The 24,487-nt window shown below is 34.5% G+C and carries 13 protein-coding genes, 1 tRNA gene and 1 pseudogene; 6 read left to right on the forward strand and 9 right to left on the reverse strand.

Features of this window, described 5'->3' with window-relative positions; genetic code table 11:
- Positions 1-260, reverse strand: a pseudogene (locus tag ACIQZ6_RS07695) (Azurin); the annotation flags it as partial.
- Positions 261-651: 391 nt separating this feature from the next.
- Between ACIQZ6_RS07695 and ACIQZ6_RS07700 the strand changes: the two are divergent.
- Positions 652-725, forward strand: a tRNA-Pro gene (locus ACIQZ6_RS07700).
- A gap of 496 nt (positions 726-1,221) precedes the next feature.
- Positions 1,222-1,896 carry a hypothetical protein gene (locus tag ACIQZ6_RS07705; RefSeq protein WP_395809806.1) on the forward strand — a complete coding sequence of 225 codons (675 nt, stop codon included), beginning with the start codon at positions 1,222-1,224 and terminating at the stop codon, positions 1,894-1,896.
- Here ACIQZ6_RS07705 and ACIQZ6_RS07710 read toward each other — a convergent pair.
- From ACIQZ6_RS07710 to ACIQZ6_RS07730, 5 genes are read right to left on the reverse strand one after another with little or no spacing between them, the layout of a single operon-like run.
- The gene (locus ACIQZ6_RS07710; RefSeq protein WP_395809808.1) at positions 1,881-4,424 is read right to left on the reverse strand and encodes a hypothetical protein; all 2,544 of its coding nucleotides are present in this window, start codon (positions 4,422-4,424) and stop codon (positions 1,881-1,883) included. The two genes, ACIQZ6_RS07705 and ACIQZ6_RS07710, sit on opposite strands and share 16 nt — an antisense overlap.
- Before the next feature lies 1 nt (position 4,425).
- Positions 4,426-7,059 (reverse strand): TonB-dependent receptor plug domain-containing protein, encoded by a 2,634-nt coding sequence (locus ACIQZ6_RS07715; RefSeq protein WP_395809810.1) that lies wholly within the window; start codon positions 7,057-7,059, stop codon positions 4,426-4,428.
- Positions 7,060-7,061: 2 nt separating this feature from the next.
- Entirely contained in the window at positions 7,062-10,127 is a 3,066-nt protein-coding gene (locus tag ACIQZ6_RS07720; RefSeq protein WP_395809812.1) for a hypothetical protein, read from the reverse strand.
- A 12-nt stretch (positions 10,128-10,139) separates the two neighbouring features.
- Positions 10,140-11,636, reverse strand: coding sequence for a hypothetical protein (locus tag ACIQZ6_RS07725; RefSeq protein ID WP_395809814.1), 1,497 nt, complete (start codon positions 11,634-11,636; stop codon positions 10,140-10,142).
- A gap of 10 nt (positions 11,637-11,646) precedes the next feature.
- Positions 11,647-13,587: an NAD-binding protein gene (locus ACIQZ6_RS07730; protein WP_395809816.1), complete on the reverse strand. Its 1,941-nt coding sequence runs from the start codon at positions 13,585-13,587 to the stop codon at positions 11,647-11,649.
- 199 nt (positions 13,588-13,786) lie between these two features.
- On the opposite strand from ACIQZ6_RS07730, the gene ACIQZ6_RS07735 reads away from it, so the two are divergent.
- The 4 genes from ACIQZ6_RS07735 (at position 13,787) to ACIQZ6_RS07750 (ending at position 19,462) form a co-directional block, all read left to right on the forward strand.
- Complete coding sequence (locus ACIQZ6_RS07735) at positions 13,787-15,421, forward strand: DUF4157 domain-containing protein (RefSeq protein WP_395809818.1); 1,635 nt, start codon at positions 13,787-13,789, stop codon at positions 15,419-15,421.
- A 91-nt stretch (positions 15,422-15,512) separates the two neighbouring features.
- Positions 15,513-16,445, forward strand: coding sequence for a HEAT repeat domain-containing protein (locus ACIQZ6_RS07740; RefSeq protein ID WP_395809820.1), 933 nt, complete (start codon positions 15,513-15,515; stop codon positions 16,443-16,445).
- 450 nt (positions 16,446-16,895) lie between these two features.
- Positions 16,896-18,938: a DUF4157 domain-containing protein gene (locus tag ACIQZ6_RS07745; protein ID WP_395809822.1), complete on the forward strand. Its 2,043-nt coding sequence runs from the start codon at positions 16,896-16,898 to the stop codon at positions 18,936-18,938.
- 17 nt (positions 18,939-18,955) lie between these two features.
- Positions 18,956-19,462 (forward strand): hypothetical protein, encoded by a 507-nt coding sequence (locus tag ACIQZ6_RS07750; RefSeq protein ID WP_306550148.1) that lies wholly within the window; start codon positions 18,956-18,958, stop codon positions 19,460-19,462.
- Between the two features lie 58 nt (positions 19,463-19,520).
- Here ACIQZ6_RS07750 and ACIQZ6_RS07755 read toward each other — a convergent pair whose 3' ends face one another.
- From ACIQZ6_RS07755 to ACIQZ6_RS07765, 3 genes are all read right to left on the reverse strand, one after another.
- A complete protein-coding gene (locus ACIQZ6_RS07755; RefSeq protein ID WP_395809824.1) occupies positions 19,521-20,123 on the reverse strand; it encodes a class I SAM-dependent methyltransferase in 603 nt (200 codons plus the stop codon).
- Between the two features lies 1 nt (position 20,124).
- Positions 20,125-21,477 (reverse strand): ATP-binding protein, encoded by a 1,353-nt coding sequence (locus ACIQZ6_RS07760; protein ID WP_395809826.1) that lies wholly within the window; start codon positions 21,475-21,477, stop codon positions 20,125-20,127.
- Positions 21,468-24,487: contractile injection system tape measure protein (locus tag ACIQZ6_RS07765; protein WP_395809828.1), on the reverse strand; the 3,020-nt coding region annotated here is incomplete at its 5' end. The genes ACIQZ6_RS07765 and ACIQZ6_RS07760, both read right to left, overlap by 10 nt.

Below are 24,487 nucleotides of genomic sequence, written 5' to 3' on the forward strand. Positions count from 1 at the left end.
CCCATAGATTCTTTTGGAAGTTTACCAGTATGATTCAAAGTTAATTTTACAGTTTGACCTGCCTTGACTTTAATTTCTGCAAGATCATACATCATATCATCACCTGCATTAATTGTAATTGAAATTTCTTTTTCAACTAACTCAGGTGCAGCTGCCTTAGACAGGGTATCCTCCGTTGTAGATTCAGATTTTTCTGTACTACTGTTGCATGCTGTGAATGCAAATAATGCCACAATGGCAAACAGTCTTAATTTTCTCATAAGATTATACTTTATATTTTAATTATGGGACAAAAATAATCTCTAAAAGAGCTAATATAATCTGCTAAATGTCAATTTATTATTTTGTTTATTGAGTATTAAAATAATAGCATGTGGTGATAGCTATTTTTATGAAAATCTAATTTAAAATATGTCAATTATGCCATTTTCTATTTATCAGTGAAAATAATTTTTAAATTAATAGATAATAAAAAGGTTTTAAATTTTAATAATTATACTTTATCTCACTGAACAGCACTTTATACTTATTTCAATCACGATCATGAAAATATCTTCAATTTATTTTCAAATATATTTGTCAAAAATCATGAAAAGTCTATCTTTGCACTCCATCAACAATTGAAAAGCATTCGCAATCATTGTTAGTTTTCGGGGTGTAGCGTAGCCCGGTATCGCGCCTGGTTTGGGACCAGGAGGTCGTAGGTTCGAATCCTGCCACCCCGACAAACAAAGCCTTTTCTGCTGAAAGCAGAAAGGGCTTTGTTGTTTTAACGCAGCCTTATCCGCCCTATGCGGATAAAAAGCGGAGTAAAAACAACAAAGCCCAGCTTCGAGGCACGAGAAGCGTAAGGCTTATATTTGTAACGGCCCCCCAATTCAGGATCAGCGCAGCTAATCCTGCCACACATTCAATCACGTTTTGGATTAAGCAATTCAATAGCTTCGAGGCACGAGAAGCGTAAGGCTTATATTTGTAACGGCCCCCCAATTCAGGATCAGCGTAGCTAATCCTGCCATCCCGACAAACTAAAGTCTTTTTGGCTTTAATCAGAAAATGCTTTGTGGTTTTTAAACCTTATTTATTCGTGACTTTCGCAATTTTTTTAACATTTAAGGAATACTGAATTAGTTTATTTTATAAAAAAAAATACATGAAACTGGTTTTAGAGAGTTATTTATTTATTTATTCTGTTCAATTTATTTATATTTAAAATCGTAAATGGAACATATTTCATCAATTCAACTACGCACAAATTTCAAATCAGATACGTATTTGGTTTCCCAGATACTTGATCTCACAAACGCCAGTTATATTACGAATATCCAACTTATTGAACGTGAGATAGCGCATAATCAAGATATTTATATAATTACTAATACCCAGAATAATGATCTACTTGCATTTTTCATGATCAATTTCGAAAAGGTTAATGACGAGGACACTTATTATCTTGGATTAAGTGGTTGCAGAGATGATTTGAAAGGAATGGGATTAGGTAAGTCACTCTATTTTAAATTTATGGAGGATTGTCGAAAAAGAGAAAAGCAAGACAACCAAAAATTTTTGTTATGGTGGACAACAGCCACTCCTATTGTATATTATTGGTTTAACAAATATGTATCCGATGTACAGCCCGATATGAACGGAAATTTTGATCAAGCCGGTGAAAAAATAGCACAAAAGATAATAGCCGAAAAATTTAAAGGAATATTAATCGATCAACAGCATCCATTTATTTTACGTTCTGTAGCAGAAAACACAACCTATTCATTTAGTGAGCAACAAAGGTTAATAAAGGCCACAGAAAACCTTGGCATGGATGTTTTTCAACGATTCAATCTAAAAGAAGAAAATGCTGACCGTTTTCTGATGATTGGTTATGCCCCGGATTGATTCTTATCAATAAAAAGGGCAAGAGCATACGTATCAACAATCAAACTTTCATGTTCATGTCCCATCTTAACTGAATAAGAATTATCAATTTTGACTTTCATAACAGACCTAGATTTATTTGTTTTTGTACTAGCAGTATAGACAGCTTGATTAAATAGGTAAGAACACTGCAATGAACTAAGTTTGTATGTTTTTTTAAATTCTGAAATCATTATAACTTTTAAACTTCGATCATCATTTTTTAGTAGTTCCGAGGCTTTTGATTGTAGATTACTGATTTTACTGGTAACGAAGGCTTTAAGTACAGAATCATCTTTTGTGAGTTTATAATATGCAATCAGGCATGCTTCTTTAAGGCTTGGATTAACAAGGTTAAAATCTTTCATCAATAGTTCCTTTAGCATTTTCTCTTTACTTTCTGACTGAACAGGAACAAATTTCTGAAGTCCGTGAATTTTCTGATCAAATGACGCAGGCTCAAAAATGGGTATTAGCCTCTTCTTTAATTCATCATTTAAGGTATTGTCCAATAACTCAAGAGCAAAAAGCCTGTTTTCCATGTCCTGATTATCTTCATTAGTTATAATCTCATAAATTACCTGAATTGCTGAGCGATCATACAATACTTTTAGCACCTCAAATAAAATTTTGATTAGCATATCAGTATATAATTTCAGCTCCGATTGTAATTCAGAATCGTCAATTCCTTGCAAATCAAACTGCGCAGACATTGCAAGAATTAGTTCATTACTATATTTTTCACAAAGATTTTCAAAATAAAAAATATCAGATGTTTCTAGCTTTTTGGGGTCGAGATTATACGCTGATAAAAGTTCATACTTTAGGTTCAGATCTGATATTTCTGCAATTTCCTTTACTATTTTCGTTGATATCGGTTGTGCACCAGCTCTTAAAAAATTAATTACTAGAAGCCTATGAAAGAAATTATCTGTAGAGTAGTAGGAAGATGTAATCTTGCGAATAAAAAGATCTTTGTTGTCTGATTCGATTTGACTTAAAGCTCCTGGCGAATAGGTCTTTAATTGATTTATATCTCCTGTTTCTCTGAATTCAGCAATTGAATTTAAGGCTCTTTTTAATGTATCAGATAAAGGTTTATGATCTAATGAACCAAGATTATTGCTAAAATCTTGATAATTAATTTCCTGGCTTTCTTTTCTTTTTATACTTGTATCTAATCTGACTTTAGTTAGATAGTCCCATATTTTCTTTTTATATTTTTCATGCAATTGCAAGCTTAAGATGGTCCAAACTAAAAATAATACCAAGCAAACGCTTGAGATAATGGTCAAGAATAATAAAGGTTCAACACCTACAAAAAGACCTGAAAATAAAAGAAGTAACAAACCAGAAATCACTGTAGCTACTTGATTGAGTACACCTTCAATGGTGGCTTCAATTCTTAATCGATCTGGGCCCGTAACTTGGTACAGAACCTTTATTGCGGGAGTGGAAATTGCTTTTCTAATTACCCTTTCAGCAAATTTAGCTAGGAAAATGAAAGAGAGAATATAGATAGGTTCGTCTCTAAATAATAGACTGCTGCTAAGGGCAAAAACAAAACAAGCGGTTAGTAAAACTGGTAAAAGCAATATTGAAAATTTTACTCCCTTAGTACTTAAAAAATGACCAGACAGAAAAGAAAACACCAGCTCACCAACCTTTACTATACTAAAGAAAAATCCAAGAATAGTCGCAATTTCAATACCGCTATATACTGACATGAATCTTACCGTAATGAGGTAAGAATAGTCTACAAAATAAATTGCAGAAACTGAGAAAACAGAAACTATCGCAATCAGCAGATAAAACCTTTCATTTCGGAAAAATGATAAATTTAGCTTTTTAAGTGCTGTTTTTGATGCCATAATATGGCTTAGTTTTTCATGATTAGTTAAGGCAAGCCAATAAATTGGTATTAAAGCAGGAAGTATACAGGCAGCAGCAAGGAGTAACAAATAATTAGGACTTCCGGTTAACTTACTTATTAATGGTGCTGTCAGATAACCGATAATAGAAGCCATGATCTCACCTGTTCCAACAAGTGCAAGTAAGCGCTTGCTTTGTGACATATTGTATAGTCGGGAACAAATGCCCGAAAAACTTAAAGCGAATATGATCGTGAAGGGCATATTGAATAAAAAGCCCAAATAGGCAAGATAAACAGCATAAGACAGATTGTCTCCAAGATTAATAAAAGCAAAAAAGACACAAACAGCTATCAAAAAAAAGGCAATAACACTTTCCTTGTAACTATTAATTATCCCTCTTTTATGCTGACGCTGCTGGTAAATCTTGATCAGCAACACCCCTCCTAGTCCTGAAATAATATAAGCATAAGGCAGGTTAGATACACTTGCTTTTTGAATTAAAAAGGTGTTTACAGCAACAAAATAATAAGAAAGACCAATACCGGTAATCAATGACAAAAGGAAGAGTAATCTGAACGATTTCTGTTCTTCAGGCCGAAGATTTAAAACACCCGATAAACCCTTGAAAATAGTCATACTACCTACCTATATTAGCTACAATACGTGCAGTAAGCGTTCGTCCCGGTTGTGGGATTCTGGAACTTTGGACACCACTAGCCGCCCTGACACCAGGTGATACATAATCAAGATCTAAAAGATTATTAGCAATTAATTGGAGCATAAATATCTTGTTAAGATTATAACTCACCACACTGTGTATAAGTGTGTATCCCGGAGTTTCGCTAAATGGGCTACCACTAATGGAGGTAGTTGCTCCTGTAGGCTTATCGCCAACGAAATTTGCCCTTAAATTCAGGTTTAGTTTATTCTTCATGAATTTAGCATTTACACCTGCATTAACCGAGAAATTAGAAATATCGCCAATCCTTACACTTTGGCTTCCACTTGTGCCAGCAGAAATTCTGGTTGGATCAAGAACCGTAAAATTTGTGAAGAGCGATAATTTTTCAACTAGTTTTGTTTCACTGGCAAACTGTATACCTTGAATATGAGATTTTCCTATTGCTCTAAATTGAGTGGTTTTTACTCCTAAAGTATCGACATTAACAGTTCCGAGGGTATTGTTGTATGAAGCGTTAAAATAGGAAACTTCAAAGTATGTTTGATTAAAGGGGGTAAAACGGGCCGAAAATTCTAGATTTTTTACACGCTCAGGTTCTAGCAAAGGATTATTAACTAATCGGGCCGATGATGTTGAAAATTTATTATAGACTGAAGCGTCTAGGAAGGCTTCTGAATAAATGGATTTAAATATGAACTTGCCAGGGTAATAAACTACAGACAATCTTGGATTAAACACAGTTCCATAACCATAAATACTATTAATCTTATTATTATCCATTCTGCCGGCAGCACTAATGTTCAGCTTTCTTGCTCTATCCTGATAGCTTAACTGCCCGAAAACACCTACATCCATGATGGAATAATAATTTCCACCTTTAATGCCATTGGCTGAAGTTCCAGTGGTTATAGGATCTTCAATAGTCGAGTTGACATAGTCGCCTTGTAAAAGACCATTCCTTAATTCAACGCCAAGGTTAAAATCCATTTTCTCATTAAGTACATAGTTTATTTTTGTCTCAGACCTGAACTGTTTTGATTGTTGTGAGAAATAAGAAGGTAGAAAATAAGGATTACGCCCACTAATTAAATCCTGAAAGGCAATACCGGCATTTGCAAAGCTATAAAAACGTGTTATGACTGATTCTTTTCCAAAATCACTCGTACGGAAATATGAAAAATTGGAAAAAGATAACCGTTCAGATAAACTCTTATCGTATCTCATGTAAAAATATTGCTGACGAACTTCCCAGTGAGTGAGTTCTTTGCTGACAGCATAATACCTGTCTATATAGATTGGGGCAACTCCTTCAGACCATTTTTGATATTCTAATCCAAATTTAAAGTCACCAACACGAAGTTTCGCAGATAAATAATAATTTTTTGCTTCATCAGAATACTGGGTTCCTATCCCATTATAGCCTTTTTTATAAATGGCCTGATCTAGTGAATCGGCCCTGAAAATTGCTGCTGCTGTTGGTAGGATTTTAGTCTTATCGGCATTCACTGTAAAATACTTTCTACTTGGATCACTTGCCAAATAAGAAGCTTCTTTTGAACTGGTATAATCCTGAGTAAGGATATTTTGATAACGGTTAGGACCAAATTCATCAGCCGACCATTTATTATCCCAATCGGCGAAAGATGACAGATCATGTTCATCTGATTGATAAGCTCTGCCTGTTACTGCAAAGAACATGTCTCTACCCGTTCCTGAAACTGTTACATCTCCTAATCTTGTATTTAAAGATCCCATGGCACCGTGTCCAGTAACACCAAATTTGGAAGTTTTCTCATTACCATTCAATGCTCTCTCCTGTTTAAAATAATCCTCTTCATTCTTTGTAATGATATTAATCACTCCCAAAAATGCATTAGCTCCATAGATTGTAGATGCCGGACCATAAATAATCTCAACTCTTTTGATATTGCTTAAAGCATACTGACGACTTATAAAGGCTGAATTTGACCACATTTCATTATCTTCTACTCCGTCTACGAGTAAAAGTGTTCGATCGGTGTTAGCAGCAGTCCGGTATCCCCTCTGGTACATATCTGAATAAGACAATCCTGAATTCCTAGATATATCGAATCCTGGTAAGTCATGAAAAAGTTGCTCCAAATCGGTATAACCACGGTTCAAAATATCTTCATAGGTGATGATTTGAATGGTAGCAGGTGCAAGTTCTATACTTTCCGCTTTTTTGGATACAGAGGAGGTTAATTTAGAACGCATTTGTTGCCTAAGGTATATTACTTGTAATCTGAACCGATCCGGATCCCTTGTATCTGCTTCGAAATTATCTTTTAATAGCAAGAGTCGCTCTATACTTTCGTCTGCTTTTTCAATAGAATCTAAAGCTAGATATGACATAGACAACAGCCTAAAAGCTTGAACTTTTTCACTATAAGTAAAGCCTTTTGATGAAATACATGAATTTATTCTAGCTATACTTTCATAAAATTTACCAATATTATACTGGCCCTCAGCGTCATTTAATGCATTTAAACCACATTCCTGTGCATTAGCTTTACTAATGATCAAAATTGTGAATATCAATAACAGCCTTAAACGTAATTTATTTATCATAATTAGTTTTTATCTGAGGTTAAAGATTTATAAATACCACTCATTGAAGTATGCCATCCAATTATCCTCTTATCTTCACTGGCTGTGTAAAGGAATTTTCCATCAGGCGAATACATTAAACTATAGACCCATTTATTATGACCTCTCAATGTGATGATATCTTCAGTGTTGTTAGATACCATAATTGAATTCACATCCATAATCTTAATTGTTTGATCGCTACTCACAGAAGCTAATTGAAGATTCCCGTTAACTGATTTAAATTTTAAATCATTTACCGAAGAAGCATGTGGCGTAAAGCTGATTGCTGCTTTGCTAGTTTGAAGATTACGCAGATAGATTCCACCATCATAGGTTCCGGCTGCTAAATAATCACCAGAAGGACTAATTACAAGGCTTGTAATTCTAGAATTTAGGCTAATTACTGATTCTGGGTTTTCAGATATATTATCGGAATTACTATACACAGAAACCTTATTAGCTACTGCCACGTAGAATTTGCCACTACGGCTATAGCTAACTGTTGAAAAATTACCCGGTGTAAACCTGATTTGTTCTATCTCATTTCCTGCACGATAAAAACCTAGGCCTTTATTCGTGAGTATCGTAAAATCAGAATCAGATTTAAAGACAGCAAGCTTTGCAATTCCGCTAAATTTAAAACGGGTGCTTACCTTGATTGAATTACCTTCTTTATCAAGGTCAAGTAAAATTCCATTACCTGTAGAAGTTACCACAAGAGCTTTTGAACCATCAGGAGAAGTACTCACCGAACGGGCTTCATCCTTTAAGTCAAAAGAAGTAAGTGGCTCAAGAATACCATTTACAGCTTTCAAAATATAAATCATCCCAGCTTCGTCTACAGATATGAGGTGATTACTTGTTGGGCCTTGCGCAATGCCTCTAACAGCAAATTTGTGTTTAGAAAATTGATTATTATTCTGAATGGATCCAATCCAATTAAAATGCAGAGCAATATAAATATCGCTATTCTGGAGTGGGCCTTTATTTTCTGCATTAAGTTTATACGCATTAATACTATTTTTCTTGCTTTCCTCCTGTTTATTATCATTTAAAAGCATCATTGCTTCGTAAGCCAGATTTCTTGCTTGAGCAATATCCTTCAACCTTGACGATATTGAAGTCTGATCTTTTGCAATCTTTTCATTACTTATGGCTCGCTTAGTCTGAGTTTCAGCAATACCCTGCTGCTGTATTGCTATTTGTGCATTCTGATCTGCAATTACCTTCTGACGTTCTGCATAGACTTTTTGTTGTTCTGCAATAAGCTTTTGCAACAATGCATTTTTTTCGCTTTTTTTCGCATTTTCTTGTTCAGTAACAGCAATACCTCTTTGAATCAGTGCCTGTCTAGCACTTTCCTCAGCTTCGGCTTGACTTTGTTGGGCGATAATTTTTTGATTATCTGCGATTTTACCTTGTCTTTTTGCTTCGTCACTTTCCTTCTTTGCCAGAATAGTTTGTTTGGTAGCAATATTCCTAAGTTGGAACATATTAATTGCAAGTAGTAAAACACCAAAAGCTATTAGTATAGCAATGATTGAAATTATCCTTGCTGTTCTTAATCGCTTCTTCTGCATCCTTTCTTTAAAAAGCAATTCCTTGTCATTATGCTCTTTACTATGTTCAAGGTAAAGTATCGCTTTATCAAATAGATCATTATATCGTGATGCCCAAACAGCATTAGGTAAATTTTCTTCCTTCCATTTCCATGAAACCTGTAATTCAGGATCTCTCAGCAGGCCTCCCTTGCCAGATTCATACAAATCAGCTGCATCGCATAAACGTAGATAAATTGATGCAGATTGATTTTCTTCATCAACCCATAGCATTAGGCGTTCCCAAACCCGCATAATACTTTCATGAGAAATATCAATAATTGAATCTTCAGTTATCGGAATTCCAACAGATGGCATCAAAAATCCTCTGCCTTTTTTTCTAAAAATTTCGATTACATGTATAACTTGTTCTGCATTTGCATTAGAAAGCTGGCAAAGTTCGATAAGCTTGCTTGGACGTCTAATTCCTCTCGCATCAGCTCCACGCTCGGTAAGGGCTCTGAAAATCGATTCGCAGATTTGTTTTAATTCAGGTGTTTCTAACTCGGCATAAGCTTCTTCAGCATGCTGAGACAAGGCACGCTCCATAGTTCCTATTTCATTATAGTCATCAAGATCGATTTCCTTTTCTGAATAAGGCTCGGGATTGTTCTTTTTATAAGCATCCCATGTACGCATTAAAGCGTGTTGAAGGATTGGGAGCTGATCTGGATTATCTCCAACATCATTCAGAAGTTGGTTTAGTAATCGCGGACTTATACTAGCTCCACCTACTCCTACTGGTCCTACAATAGCATCCCTGCGCTCTTCACGAGTCATTCTAGGCACTAGATACTGCCCTTCATTTATTGCTTCAGGTAATCCTCTGAATTCGGTGCAGTCACCCAAAAAATCAGAGCGCATAGTAAAAACAACATAAATTGGCAATTCACGCTGTTCGGTAGCTTTTAATAGTAGATTGATAAAGGCTACCGAATCTCGCTTACCTTCTCTAGCCTCTTTCTCGAATTTTATAAAGCGAAATAATTCTTCAAATTGGTCAACAAGAATAAGCAGATTATTTTTGGGATCTATTCCTGACTGGGTAAATGCATCTATAAGTCCAAAATTGCTTCTTCTAAGTATACTTTCATTAATAGAAGAATACAACTGCTCATCATCTGGCGATTCATAATCATATAAAATTCCATTTTGAGATAAAGAACAGGCAAGATTATAAATAGGATTTATACCTGGTCTTAATGAGCAAATCTTCCAGTTAGAACTTACTCCCGACATTAAACCGCTATGCAATGAAGGGATCAAACCTGATTTAACGAGAGAAGACTTTCCGCTACCAGATGATCCAATTACAGTTAAAAAACGTTGTGTTCGCAGCTTTTTAAGAAGTTCATCAACCTGTTTCTCACGTCCAAAAAACAGGATATCTTCTTCTTCTTCGAATGCCCTAAGTCCCGGGAAGGGATTTTGTATTATATCATCTAACATAGATCCGTTTGATTATATTTTGGACAATAAGCTTTTTAATTTATCTTCTGGCAGTCCATTTAGTGCATTTATAACTTCTGCATCTAGTGTTCTGAACCTTTGTTTAGCCATACTATCAGGTGGAGCAATATAAATTGCTTTAAAAGCTAGAGGTTTAGCTCTGCCATAGCCATTTATTTTAAGAAAATCACGAGTTTTTGACCTTAACCATAGCTCATTTGCATTACTGAAGAATATAATAGCTGCAGAACAGGTTTTTAGGTTTTCAATATGATCTTCCCTGATTCCAGATTCATCGCCTTCAAAAATAGGAATCACTACCTCATAGCCATTATCAAATAAAAAATCCTCTAAGGGCCTGATTTCATCAATATCCGATAAATCGCAAATCAAATAGATCGTTTTGGATGAATCATCATTGACCTCGACTTGCACCTCTTCATTCTTAATGTCTTTTTTCATTGAATTCAGTTTGTCGATTACAACACCCTTGAAATCTTCTAATGAACCCTGAACCAAATCAGCTCCTGCAATTCCTTCTTTTCCTGAATTCAATCTATTAACAAAATTGATCTGCCTTTCATCAATAGGTTCACATCCTTCAGGTATCCATATAAATCGTGGAATTGAATTTGCAACACTATAAGATGCAGCTACTTCATTCTGAATCTCCACTATAGACCTCTGTGCCCCTTCAGGAACAATACCATAGTTTTCACCAAGAAGGTGAATACTTAAAACCGCTTCACTGAGATTAGAAATCAGGCTTTCATTTAAAGGTGTTGCAATAAGAGGTAATTGTTTATCGGGAAGAATATGGTAGCCATATCCCTGAAGTTCACGTTTTAGGCTATCTCTAAAATCCTGAGTATCATAGCTAGATTCTGCAAGAAATACTTTTTTAGTGACATCTACGGCTGAAGGAGAAAAATTAGCCACAGTACCTGAGCTTGATTGAGGAATTTCAAGACTTTCCAAAAATGAGCTGATATCATGTGCTAGATCATCTAGTTTTTCCCAGTAAAGTCGTTCTGTTTCATTACCAAAAGCTTGAGAAAGTTCCTTCACCCGTCCGGTATTAGGATCTGCTGCGTAAAATTCGTATCCCAAAACGCCAGAAATCTTCTCAGGATGCTGTTCAATGCGAACAGGTGTTTTAATGACTTTAAAAATCCGTGCTTTATTACTTACAGTAAATCCAATATTAGTTTGGCTTGAAGTATAAAATTCATCCACCTCCTTAATACACCAGTCTGATTTTACATATCGTGGCGTAATAATAGAGATCATGATTGCAACTTTTGAAAACTGATCAACGATCTGTTTATCAAAAACATGGTTTCCCTGTAAAGAATCGTCTCGCCAAATAACCGGCCTCCTTCCTAATAACTGGGCAAGTCGTATATCAAGTGCACGATGAAATTCAGAGATCCAACCTTTTTGATTCTGAATCAGTGACTCGTCATCTATATGAGCGTAACTAATGAATATATCTGTTGGGAAGTGCATGGGTAACAGCTCAGTTTGACTTATAAATTTGACTTAATAAAGGCAATAAAAGAAAGAGGTTTAGATCTTTTTCTTTCTCTACTTCAGTTAATTTTTCATAGGCAATTAGCTGATCGTGAATTTTCAAAACGTCTTTTAATACATAGCGTTCGGCTTTGTCAGAAACCAATGGGCCATATTTATAATTAAAAACCATCTTTTCAGCACTCCAGCGCTTATGTTCCATTGGAGCCAAGCGAGCATAAAAACGGGTTATATTCTCAATAGTCAACGGATCGCAACCAATTCGTTTAAGTGAGCTAAATTTTAAAGAAAGTTGTCTTGCAGCATAACGGTTTGAATCTTTTTTCCGCTGAGTTAAAATATTCCATCTTTTTTCTACTGATAAGCGAGAAAAGAGTGAATTATAATGAATACCAGTTTTTTCAGAGAGTTGCTTAATTAATTGAGTTTGAATAGTTCGATTAGTAATAATTTCATCTTTATTTGGCATCTCATGTAATATACCTTCAAGTTCATTGATCAAGGCATCTGTATTATCCACATTCCAATGTTCTTTTAATTCAGATGAGAATTCATACTTAATTGAATAATAATAATTTATGATTTTTGACAACTTGTCAATAAGCTCAGTTTGCTCAAGTAAATTTCGGGTAGTGCAGGTATCTGTAATTCGGTGAAAAAGCTGAATATTTAGACGCTTGCTGAATACAAAACTTGCATTTGTTTTAGTATCTCTGTTGGCGTCAAGAAGTTCGGTTATCCCTGCATCTTCTGGCAAACAAAGTATAATAGGAATCTGAGAAATGCTAAGAGTTTGGTTATACAAAAACTGGCGAAGATTTGCAGAACTCGTAAGTAATTCAGAGTCACTATTTCCAAACATATAAACAACTTTCACTTTACTCAATTTTTCTATATCTTTTTTATGCCAGGCAAAATTGGCATAAAAACTACCATTCAACAATTTAATAGGAACCAAATCAATAAATTCTGTTTGGAATGGATACTTAAAATTAAATTCATTGTAATAAGTATCTGCATCCTTATCAACTAGGTAAACCTTAAGATTATTTAATTCGGGATAATGGCTTAGAATAATGTTTTCTAATAGAAAATCTTCAGCAGCCTGATTATATCCAATAATTGCAATTGCATTTTCTTCGTGATTTTCTGAATTAAGATATTCGTGAGGGGGGTATATATCATAGATCATGCGTGCTGCAAGCTGAGAAACATTAAAGGTCTCAAGATCATAATCTTCATCCTGATTATGTATATCTAAATAGTCTTTTAAAATATTGATATTATTATTATCAGAAATATGTAATAATATTTTTAAAGAATCTTGCGCTTGCTTTTTTTGGCGAAAAAATAATACTTCGTTAGCAATTTCCATATTCTCCTGATCAGAGTTACCGCAAATAATACAGGTTTTAGCCATTGCCAAACCCGCATTATTAATTATGTTACCATCTGAACCACTACCAATAATGATCAATCCTCCTAACTCTTTTACCTGATAAATACAATTATTCTCCTTGTCTGCCTCAACTATCACAACCTTATGACCTTTGTCCAAAAGTTCTTTAGCAAGCTTATTACCTATTTCGTTAAGTGAAAATAGAACAATATGATCTTTATAAGTAAATCGGATCCTGATAATAACAAATGCGTTTTGAACCTGATCAAATACCAATGAAAATACTCCTAGTCCGAATAATATTGCAGCAAGGTATTGTGCTATTAAAAGAAAGATACTTCCGGGCACCGGATCTGCATTGCCCATAAGAAACAGGCATATTGTAGAATAAACAGCAGCAAAAAAATTAAAATCTGCTCCAGTTGTCTCCTTAAAACCAAGAATCCCCAGAATAAATACAAGCAGAACAGACAAAAAAATGAGTATAAACTTAATTTTTTCCAGTTTGCTGTTTGAATGTGAACTCATAGTTTGAAATTTACTCAAAAATGCAAAAACCTATGGTTTTAATGAAATATAATATTGATGAAATTTAATAAACAAATTATGGGTATAGAGAACATCATATACACGCTAAAGCGTATAAAGTATGTTACATTAGTTATTTTTTTATATTTTTAAGGCTATTAACCTTGTTTATTAGCTGAATAAAGGTCTCAATTTTTAGATGATGTCTTATCAAAATAAGAATATTCAACAAACAAATTCTGGCAACAACTCTGTTTCTGAAGCCCAGACTTCGAGAAATGGCATTTCTTTTCCAGCTGTCTCGACCTTACAAATGCAGGGTGCTGAAGAGGAATTACAAATGAAAAATAAAGTACCTGTTCAGCTCATGAATGAAGAAGAAGCTATTCAAGGAAAATTTAATGTCAAACAAAATTCAGCTGTTCAATTAAAAGACATGAGTTCGGATAATGAACCCATTAATCCAGTTCAAAGGCAAGAAATTTCAGAAAAATCGAATAAAACAGGGATGCCAGATAATCTGAAATCAGGTGTAGAGAACCTTTCAGGTTATTCAATGGATGACGTTAAGGTACATTATAACTCTTCAAAACCAGCGCAACTTCAAGCCTATGCTTATGCACAAGGAACTGATATTCACATTGCTCCAGGTCAGGAAAAACATCTACCTCATGAAGCCTGGCATGTGGCACAGCAAAAACAAGGGCGTGTTCAGCCAACTCTGCAAATGAAAACTGGCGTACCTGTTAATGATGAAGCAGGCTTAGAAAATGAAGCAGATGTTATGGGGCAAAATGCGTTATCCCTAGGAATAACAACCTTAAATTCGACCAATGACCATACTATTCAAGCTAAAAAAAGTGCTTCAACGCTGGTAGTGGCTCAGTTAGAAAGAACGCAATTAGATTTAGTAAACCAGCATCCTGTAAATAAACCTACTGCTAAGGACGAGATAATGAAAGCCGGAGGTGATCAAGCAGTGGCAAATCCTTTTAATCATCCGATGTATCCAACTTTTCAGGCACGAATAGCTTCATTATTTGCTATATATGCGCCTCCACCTACATTTGATAAAGTTACAGGACCTGAAAAAATCTGGGCAGATATCTGTAATGGTCTTATTGCAAGTAAAGATAAAATGGAAAAAAAGGTGGGAAATCCTGCCTATGCACAAAAAGATAAAGATGGAAATCAAATTGTTAAAGATGAGGATCTTAAACAGGTTGATATGGGTTCAGATAATTTCCTTGATTCAATGGGTCAGTTTAACACGGTTATGGACACGTTAATGTCCATTAATCAAACACAATTTGCAAAAGCCGATTCATTTGGGTTCTATTCAAAACCTGAAGGAAGGGAATTTGCTGAAAAAAAATCTGACCTTACCTTAGATACCTCTGGAATTGGAGCTTTATTTGATGGTATGCCTTCATTGGATGCACACGCAAATGGATGGGATGTTCAGCTTTGGGGCGCATTGTCTCGGGCATATGCACAAGCAGTAGCCAATCAAATAGTTGTAAATGCAACAACTGGAAAAACAAAAGAGGTTCTTATTTGCGCAGGTGGCCAAACTGATAAAAGCAATGTTTTTGGTATGGTCGAATCTAAAGCAATTGAAAAAGGCGTTGCTGGAATTGGTAAATCACTAGAAGAAGTATGTACCTTCTATGCAGTTGCAAGTATTAGCAAAGGAACAAGAAAAGTTAACTATGGTGTTTTTAGTCCGAATGGGGTTCCTGGAGCTTGGTATGTAGGACATGATTGGAAAGAGTCAAATAGAATTGCAGATGAAGAATTTAATAAACTTCCAGCTACTCCCCCATTACCATAAAATATAATAACACATAAAGCACCTAATTGTTCAATTGAGCTCGAAATATAATAAGGCTCAAAAATATTTTTTTTATTAATTTGAATTAAGCATGGATTTTTTAAACAATTTTTTAAGTGGAATTGATAAAATCATACCTTTTGAAGAAAGATTTGATCTTTCATTTTGGGAAAATTTGTCTGGTAATGAAAAAAATATAGCAATTAATGCTCTTATAAATGCAGCTGAAATGGGCAACCCTCGAGCGTTAATGACCTTAGGCGATCTTGGTGATAAGCGATTTTTAGATATAATAAAGTCACAAACACATAATACTAATGAATGGGTTCGCTTATGTGCTAACCGCGCCCTAATTAAATTGGGTGGTTCGAATGAAGGACTGCTTTCAAGCATATCACAAGGTACCATGTTATCACGTTTTGCGTCTGTGCTGGATCTGTCTACTGTACCTGGCGAAAAAGTTGAAAATGCTCTTTTAAGTTCGTTGGAAGACCCTCACCCGTATGTCAGATCAATGGCTATGGATGCACTTATTGAAAGATTTGGTCTGCAGGCCCTAACAATAAACCAAGAAGGTATGACAATTCCAGAATCACCCCTTTACGCCATCAATATCTTGTTATTGGCAGATTTAAAACCACTTTGGATGAAAGGAGCCTGGGAAGCACAACAGATTTTTAATTCTTTAAGGAAAGGCTCAAGTTCTAATGAATTAAATTTACACTATGTTCGGAATGGCCCTGATAATTTTCGTAAACAAGTAAGAGATTCATTTTTTGATCTAAAAAATCCTTTTGATTTATATTTGATCCAAGGAGTAAAGGGCCACGACAGGTATTGGGCTGAAATATTTCTTTCTCTTCAACTTGAGACTAAAACCAGGAATCTTCGCGCTGTTGAAATACTTAAAAAGCTTAAAATAGCTTGGGTAATTCCTGCCCTTGAAGCATCATGTGATGGACTACCCCAAACAGATGACTATTATTTGTCAGTTCAAGATGCAATATCCTTTATTTCAATATAAGCTAGTAAAAAAAGATTTGAATAAGACTTTTAAAAAGTCAAATAATGCTAAACTGACAAATTATTTATTACCTACCATTTATCATTTCAATTCGAGAAGGTATTCTTAGCCTCTTTGTTTGGGCAGATACCTAATAATTTGTTAGCAATTTCCGTGTATTACTGATCAATTTTTTTTAGAAATAATACAGATTTTATCAATTATTAAATCTGTATTAGTGCTGACTATACCTCCTGAAAGATTACCAATAATAATCAATCCAACTAACACTTTAATGCGATCAATTAAATATCCTTTTTAGATTCGATCATCATCACCTTATGCCCTTTGTCAAAGAGATCCTTAACAGACTATTGAATAGAATTTATATTGCAATTATCTAATTTTTTTATAATTTTAAAACTATTAATCCCGTATTATTAGTTGAGTTAAGGTCTCAAATTTCAGATCATGTCTTATCAAAAGAAGAATATTCAAAAAAAGAATTCCAGCAGCAGCTCCGTTTCAGAAACGGTGGGTTTGAGAAATGCATTTTCATTTCAGGCTGTCCCAGCTTTGCAAAGGCAGGGAGTAGAAGAGGAATTACAAATGAAAAAGATACCTGCTCAACTTATGGAGGAAGAAGAACCTATTCAGGGGAAATTTGGCACTCTTCAAAAGGTAGAACAAGAAGAAGAACCTATACAAGGAAAATTCAATACGATACAAAAAGTAGAAGAAGAAGAACCCATTCAGGGGAAATTTGATTCTAAACAGAAATCCGCTGTTCAATTAAAAGAAATTAGTTCAGGTAATGAACCCATTAATCCAGTTCAAAGGCAAGAGGTTTCAGAAAAATCGAATAAAACAGGATTACCAGATAACCTAAAAACAGGTGTAGAGAGCCTTTCAGGTTATTCAATGGATGATGTAAAGGTACATTTTAACTCTTCAAAACCAGCACAGCTTAAAGCCTATGCTTATGCACAGGGAACTGATATTCACATTGCTCCGGGTCAGGAAAAACATCTGCCTCATGAAGCCTGGCATGTGGCACAGCAAAAACAAGGGCGTGTTCAGCCAACTCTGCAAATGAAAACTGGCGTAGCTGTAAATGATGATGCAGGCTTGGAAAATGAAGCGGATGTTATGGGTGCAAAAGCTGCAAATCTCAGTAAAAGTGACCAATTAAATTCTACTTTTCAACTTAAAGAAGATCAATCATCAGTTGCGCAACTTACACCTGAAGAAGATGCCGCTTTTGCAACAAAGTACGGTGGCATAATAGGTATGGTTAAAAACGCTACTGCGGTTCTCAGTGATAATGTCTGGGAACAAATTAAAGACAATAAAACAGATAATTTGAGCTTAGGTACTGCCATTACTGGTGCGGCAGGCGGAGTAACAACAGCAGCTGGAAAATTAACTGGAAAAATTGGTAGTGACGGAATTGCTAAAGCTGCAGGAGATATAACTGCAGGTATAGGTAGTTCTATCACTAGTTTGGTGAAAAGTGTTATGGCTATCAAAAAAGCCTATGATACTGCCTCAGGTGAAGGTTCTGCACTGGTTGGAACAAGTGAGGTTGCTATTGCTGTATTGAGTGCCTTGCAAGCTGGGTCACAAGCAGCGTCTAGTATCATGAGTTACCTCAGCAGTACTGTTCCTCCAGAAATTACCAGAATGATACCAGGCTTAGGAATTGCTATTTCAGCCTGTCAGGTTATTAAAGAATGTTATACTAATTATATTGCAGAGCAAGCTGAAGCAGAAATGACAATACTTGCTAATAACTTCGGGTCTGAACTTCGAAGCGTACTAGGAAAAAATCCTGAAGATATGCCTAAACTTTTTGGAACTGAATCGAGAGGAAAGGCAACCTTTATATTTTGGGGGAAAACAGACTACGTTCGATTAAAACCGGGAATATTTGAAGAACTAAATACGCCACTAGGTCCTAAAGGAAAAGATATTTTTGCGAGTAAATATGGTATAAATAGAGCTCAAGTTGATATCGATAAACTAATCCCGGCTATCCAAAATTATGAGTTTGCTAGCAAGATGCAGGAGATTAATGAAAAAAGACGAGTTCACAGTTCACGCAATGTCTTTACAGGTTTAATTAGCTTAATAGGTTCAATAACAGCCACGTTCCCTGCTGATGGTGGAATCTCAGCAAGTGTATTGCTTGGAACTGCATCTGCTATTGAAGGAGCTAACTCTGCTGCTAAAGCTATTCAGGGTTTAGCTAGAGATGGATATATTTCTGGAGGTGATAGTGATAGGTCAACTCAAGCAAAGCATCATGAATATGTAAATCATACCAAAACTTTATATAAGTATCTACAGTCAATTTCAGAGCCGATCACAAAAGAAAACAGTGAAACAAAAGTTGATACGGCAGAAAAAATGTTGAAATCAACTGGTGCAAATTTAGGTACTGTTTACGCTCTTAATGGATCATTTGCTGATCAGGTGAAACATATCGTTGAGTCAATGAAGACTGGACGATAATATTTAAAAAAACTATTATGAATAAAGAATTATTGAATCTAAAAGATCAACAATTATTGAATGAATTGAAGGGTTATTTAGAACAAATAGACGTTGCATCAACTATCTTAGAGTCATCAGTGGAAATTCCACATAACATATTAGTTGCAATTACAACTAAACAAGATTCAGTAAATATCATGTATGTTCCTATTGCAGAAAATCAATTTGAAGACATAAGATTATTTCAATTATATTCTTTAGTTATTAACAAAATTGTCACTGAACGTAAAGAAGATCTCTTGTTATTAGTTAATGAATTGAATAATCGCTGCGCCATTGGTTCTTTTTTTATAAATGAATTGTCTGAGTTTGGTTTTAAATATGTCTATCCAATTTCTCGTGTTGATACACCATCAAAAAGTAGTTTTGTAGATATTTTTTCTCTATTCTTGAATTCAATGATGAGTTTTAAAGAATTGATTATAGAAACTAATAATGGAACACTGTCCATTGCTGATGCTTTAAAAAAAATAAGTGACTAATAATAAATTAATGGTCAAAAATTTGGAATATTAACCCTGTTCAACTTTTCTTTATTTATCAGTGATAGATAAATATTGTAAAATCATCATCCGTATATCCTTCTCTTAAAACAACTTTTGGACTGAGTTGGCGACAATAATTAAGAATTTCTTGTGGATTATGATTTACGAGTATTCCTTCAGGGTCATGAACATTTTTCAACAGATTAAAGCCTGTACCCAACCTGCATGAAGCAAATAAGCGGTCAATCATACTGAATATAAAGTCAGTTCTGCTATTTTTATAGGCTAGCAACCCTGAAGCTAATACATAGTCCATATTGGGTAAATCTGCCGACCAGCAATCTCCAAGGTAGAAAATGGTATCTGGCAATGAACCATATCTGGCGGTTGCAATATCCAATAACTCTTCCATCTGATCAATTCCGGCATAACGTATATCCGAATACTTTTTTCTTAAGTACCCGCACAAATCACCATGTCCACAACCCAAATCAAGAACTGACAATCCAGTCATATCCCCTATTTGGGATAAAATTTCAAATCGGATGATCTGGTTTTCTTCAGATTTCCAACCTAGTGCACCAATGGTACCTTCGCCAAACATCTGAATACGTTCCTGATGAAAACGATATATAATTGATCTATCGACAAAATCCATTTTAAACAATTTTTCCTTCTTTACCGAATTCTTTACGAATACCCTCAATGATATCTTTCTTTAAAATTATATTGCTACCCCTTTTAAGAGCCTTCATAGAACTATACCTACTGACATTAATTATCGCTCCTCCTGCCAATTCATATTTTATCGCTATTTCATCAAGGTCAAAATCTTTCTCTAAAGTACTTTCTTCTGAAAATACTTGTTTCCACAGACGTTTACGTTGCTCAGGACCCGGAATTGGAAAATAAATCATTGACTGAAACCGGCGCGAAAACGCATCATCAAGATTGGCTTTAAGATTGGTTGCCAGAATTACTACACCCGGAAAATCTTCTACGCGTTGTAAAAGATAGGAAACTTCTTGATTTGCATGCCGATCATTGGAGCTACTAGTTTGGGTACGTTTACCAAATAAGGCATCAGCTTCATCAAAAAATAGAATCCAATTCTTGTTTTCCGCCTGATCAAATACATTGGCCAGATTCTTTTCCGTTTCACCAATAAATTTAGAAACTACCATTGAAAGATCTATACGATAAACATCTAATCCAGATGATTTTCCTAAAAGACTAGCTGTCAATGTTTTACCTGTTCCAGGCGGGCCATAAAATAAGGTACGAAAACCGGGTTTAATCTTCTTATTCATCCCCCAGTCATTCATTAATGTAGGACCGTAATCTATCCAGTCTTTTATTTCATTAACCTCGGTAAGGATATTCTCCTCAAGCACAAGATCGCTCCAGTCAAGATTTGTAGTTATTAATTTAGCAGGGAAATTAATACCATAATCAGGTTTATGTGTAAGGCCACTTGTGAAATAACTCAAATATTCAGGTGCCATAGTTATAACACCACTTAAAAAAGGCTCATTTGGCTGCGTATGAACCAGATCCAGTATTTTAAATTTTCTGAAAAAATGATCTTCACGAAAAATATTAATCAGATTAAATCTCTTTTCAAGGTCAAGACCAGCAATAATAAAGGCTGCTGTTTCGCCGGTAGGGATAAAACCTCCATGATTTTGTCCCTTTATACCCCCTATTTCTGTAAAACCACGGTCGTAAGTTGAGTTTTTAATAAAAAAAATATCCAATAAATGCGGCTGAATATGCGGTGCAAGTGCTAGAGCAAGGATTATTCTCTCATCGAAGGTCATGTGATAATAATCAACAATATTACTATAAACAGAATCGTCGGCTACAAGTTCAGGTAAAGGAATAGTATAGATATCCGTATATTCTGAATCTTGTGAAAAATATAATTTCATTCGAGTGTCTATTACAAGGGCAAGCCATCGCATTTCTTTTGCTAACACTTCGGCATTTGATTTTAAAGGCGTTAAATCCATTCTACATATATAAATTCAGGCATCCATGAAGTTTTAATCATTCCCAATCCCCATGGTAAAGTATTCAATAATACATCATAACCCCTACTTTCCACTTTAAGATTCCAGTTTTCTTCAATTCTTGATAAAGCCCCATCTCTTTGAAGGAACGAAGACTGAAAGCTTTCAGGCGAGGTATTCTTAAGTTTGTCCCATTGCACTAGTATAGCATTTAAAAGCTCTGCAGAAACAGCTATTTCATTTTCTGTCATTTCTATACCCGCACTGACAGGCTCATCAATAGGTATATTACAAAGAATTTTGTTTAGAACCAATTCATATTCCTCATTACTTTGAGTTCCAAATGCAAGGTATTGTAACAAATGGACAGCCCGGTGCCTTAGTTCATCTGTTTTGAAATCTCCATTTTCAAACATATTAAGCCGGTTAAAATAGGTGCTCAAAAATGGATGTAAAATAACAAGACCTGCATTATGAATATAAATGGAATCCTTATCAGATAAAATTTCATCTGTAGATTTCTTTTTTTCTATTTGTTGTTGCTCTTTAAATTCCTCTTTTAATTGTATTTGCTCCCTTTCTTTTAGTTTATTAATATCTGTATTTAACAACTTCTCAAATAAGGATTTTTCTGATTTTTCAAGATCAGTATTTAGATCAGCCATCACTTCTTCCATTTTTTTGTAGTGGGAAACTAATTTACTAATCTCAGGAATCTGTACGATTGTTGAGCGACCTGATTCATCAATTGTATTTATTGATGTACTAACAGAAGAAATAAGTTTAAGCATTAACTGATAATTACTATCGGCAAGAAAATCTAGAAACTGTTTAAAATAAGAATTAATGTTTCCAACTTCTACAATTCCTCCAACTATCAGAAGATTGAAACTTCTAATAAAAAACTCAAATCTTTCCCTGTCAAGCCAGTCTGTAAGTAGACTAGTTAACCAGATGTTAAGATTTTTTATCTCTTGGGTAAGGGTGTCATTTTTTTTATGCTCATAATTTAATAAATCATAAACATTCGATTCTTTCAAAAAATTTGCGAAATGGACACTTACTGATGGATACTTTAATAATAATCTGAAAATGCTGTTTATACTATCAGCACCGAGTATGTCTTTCGTTAATTTTTCAATAAACTGAATTAGACTTTTTTCACTTATACTGATCCCTCCCTTTTGACGAATAAATAATAAAATATTCCTCTCAATATTTGTCGTCAACAAGTTCTTCAGATTATTCTCTTCAATAGAACTTGATTGCTGGAAGATATCATGTAAACGGAATAGATTTTCTGCTGCATACTTCTCAGAATTTAAAATAAGATCAAGTTTAGAAGGACTGTTTTTTTGTAGAAAAACAAGGAGATGTTTTAAAAAAGAATTGACTGAAACAGTTGTATTTTGTATATATTTTTCAGGTAATTTACTGAACTGAAGAAAATAACGTAAAATAAATGTTGCTTCATCAAAGACATTATCTGGGGTTATCAAACTATCTTTTATACTTTCAGATCTTAACTGATGAGTCAATATCATATCAATATTGGGATGTTCAGTCCAAATAGGTAATTGAGTATTCGAAAGATAAGTGTTAGATTGAAAAATATTATTTTCTAAATTTCGAAAAATCTTTTTTAACTGAGTCCTGACTGAATTATCAAGTGCCAAATTGTTAAGAAAGGAAACGATATTTTTTAATGATAAATCAGAGGATATTGAAAGGTTTAAAATCAATAATTTTAAAAAATCTCCAGCTTTAAAACTTTCATAATAATTTGTTATGTACATATTCCATAAAGAAGCTAAAGCAATAGGCTCCAGATTTTTTCGCTCTAAAGATTGAAAAAAAGGACTTTCAGAAAATAGTAAAATGATATTTTCAGTATACCTTACGGCCTTATTTCCATGAGGCAAATTTCGAAAAAGCTTAAAAAGTATTGTAGCAGGAATTTGATTTAGCATCCTTCTTTGGCTAGTCAGACTTTTACCACTAAACTTAAAGAATAGTAAAGCATCAGTAGGCGATTCTCTAATTAATTGTTCTAATAATTTAGACGCACCTAACTTAGCAAACTTTCCTGCCCACCATGGGAAATGACCCATTTTTAACCAATAATAAAGAACATCTCTCAAACCTTTAGCTTCTGCAAGCTCTGGAACCTTATAATCAATGGTCTTTTCATCTAGATTTAAAAAACTCGATTTTGGATCTTTTATTAGAAGATTATAAAGTTTATTTAAATCTTGAATAAGTGAAATATGCCTACCACTTGCCTGATGCCTGCCTCTAATACTTTGAACAAGAAAAACCAATATGTCAGTATAATTTGTATTGAAACGGTTTGCTAAATTCCGAATATTGCTTTCAAGAAACATCTGCTGGTTGAACATTGATCCCCTGTCTACCAGTAAATACTCAAAAACAAACTCCCATACAGCTTCAGTTAGATCCTGACTTTGAACCTTGAGTTTTGAATCCCTCTTATTAATTTCTTTAGCTTCAGCTATATAGTCAGAAATAAATTCGGTTTGATCTGGTTCTAGTAAATTAACAATCGAAAGTAAAATTTCCTCACTAAAGGTTTTTATTAATAGTTTCCTGCTGTATTGTTGTTTTCCAACATTATGGAGCATAACAGCCATCGTTTTGGGCTGAATAGTTAGCATCTCTGTTAAAATCTTTTCTAATGATTGTTGATCAAGGTAAGAGCTCCACCAAGGAAAGCTTCCAAAAGTCAGGTAATATCTAAGGAGATCAAGATCATAAGAAAGCTTAAACAGATCTTTCTTAATAATTTCATTATTTACTAAAGCCTCTTTTTGAGGGACAGACACTGACTCTACAAATAATTCAAAAATAATATTCTGAAGAGAGTCAATATTCTTTAGTTCAGGCGACCCTAATTTAAGTCCTGCAGCAAACAAGGCAATAAGTTCACTAAAATTAGTATTAAAATGAGAAGCCATTCCACTAAGCATATTTCTGACAAATTCCTTCCTAT

It is taken from the genome of Daejeonella sp., from assembly GCF_044348475.1.
Lineage (GTDB): Bacteria > Bacteroidota > Bacteroidia > Sphingobacteriales > Sphingobacteriaceae > Daejeonella.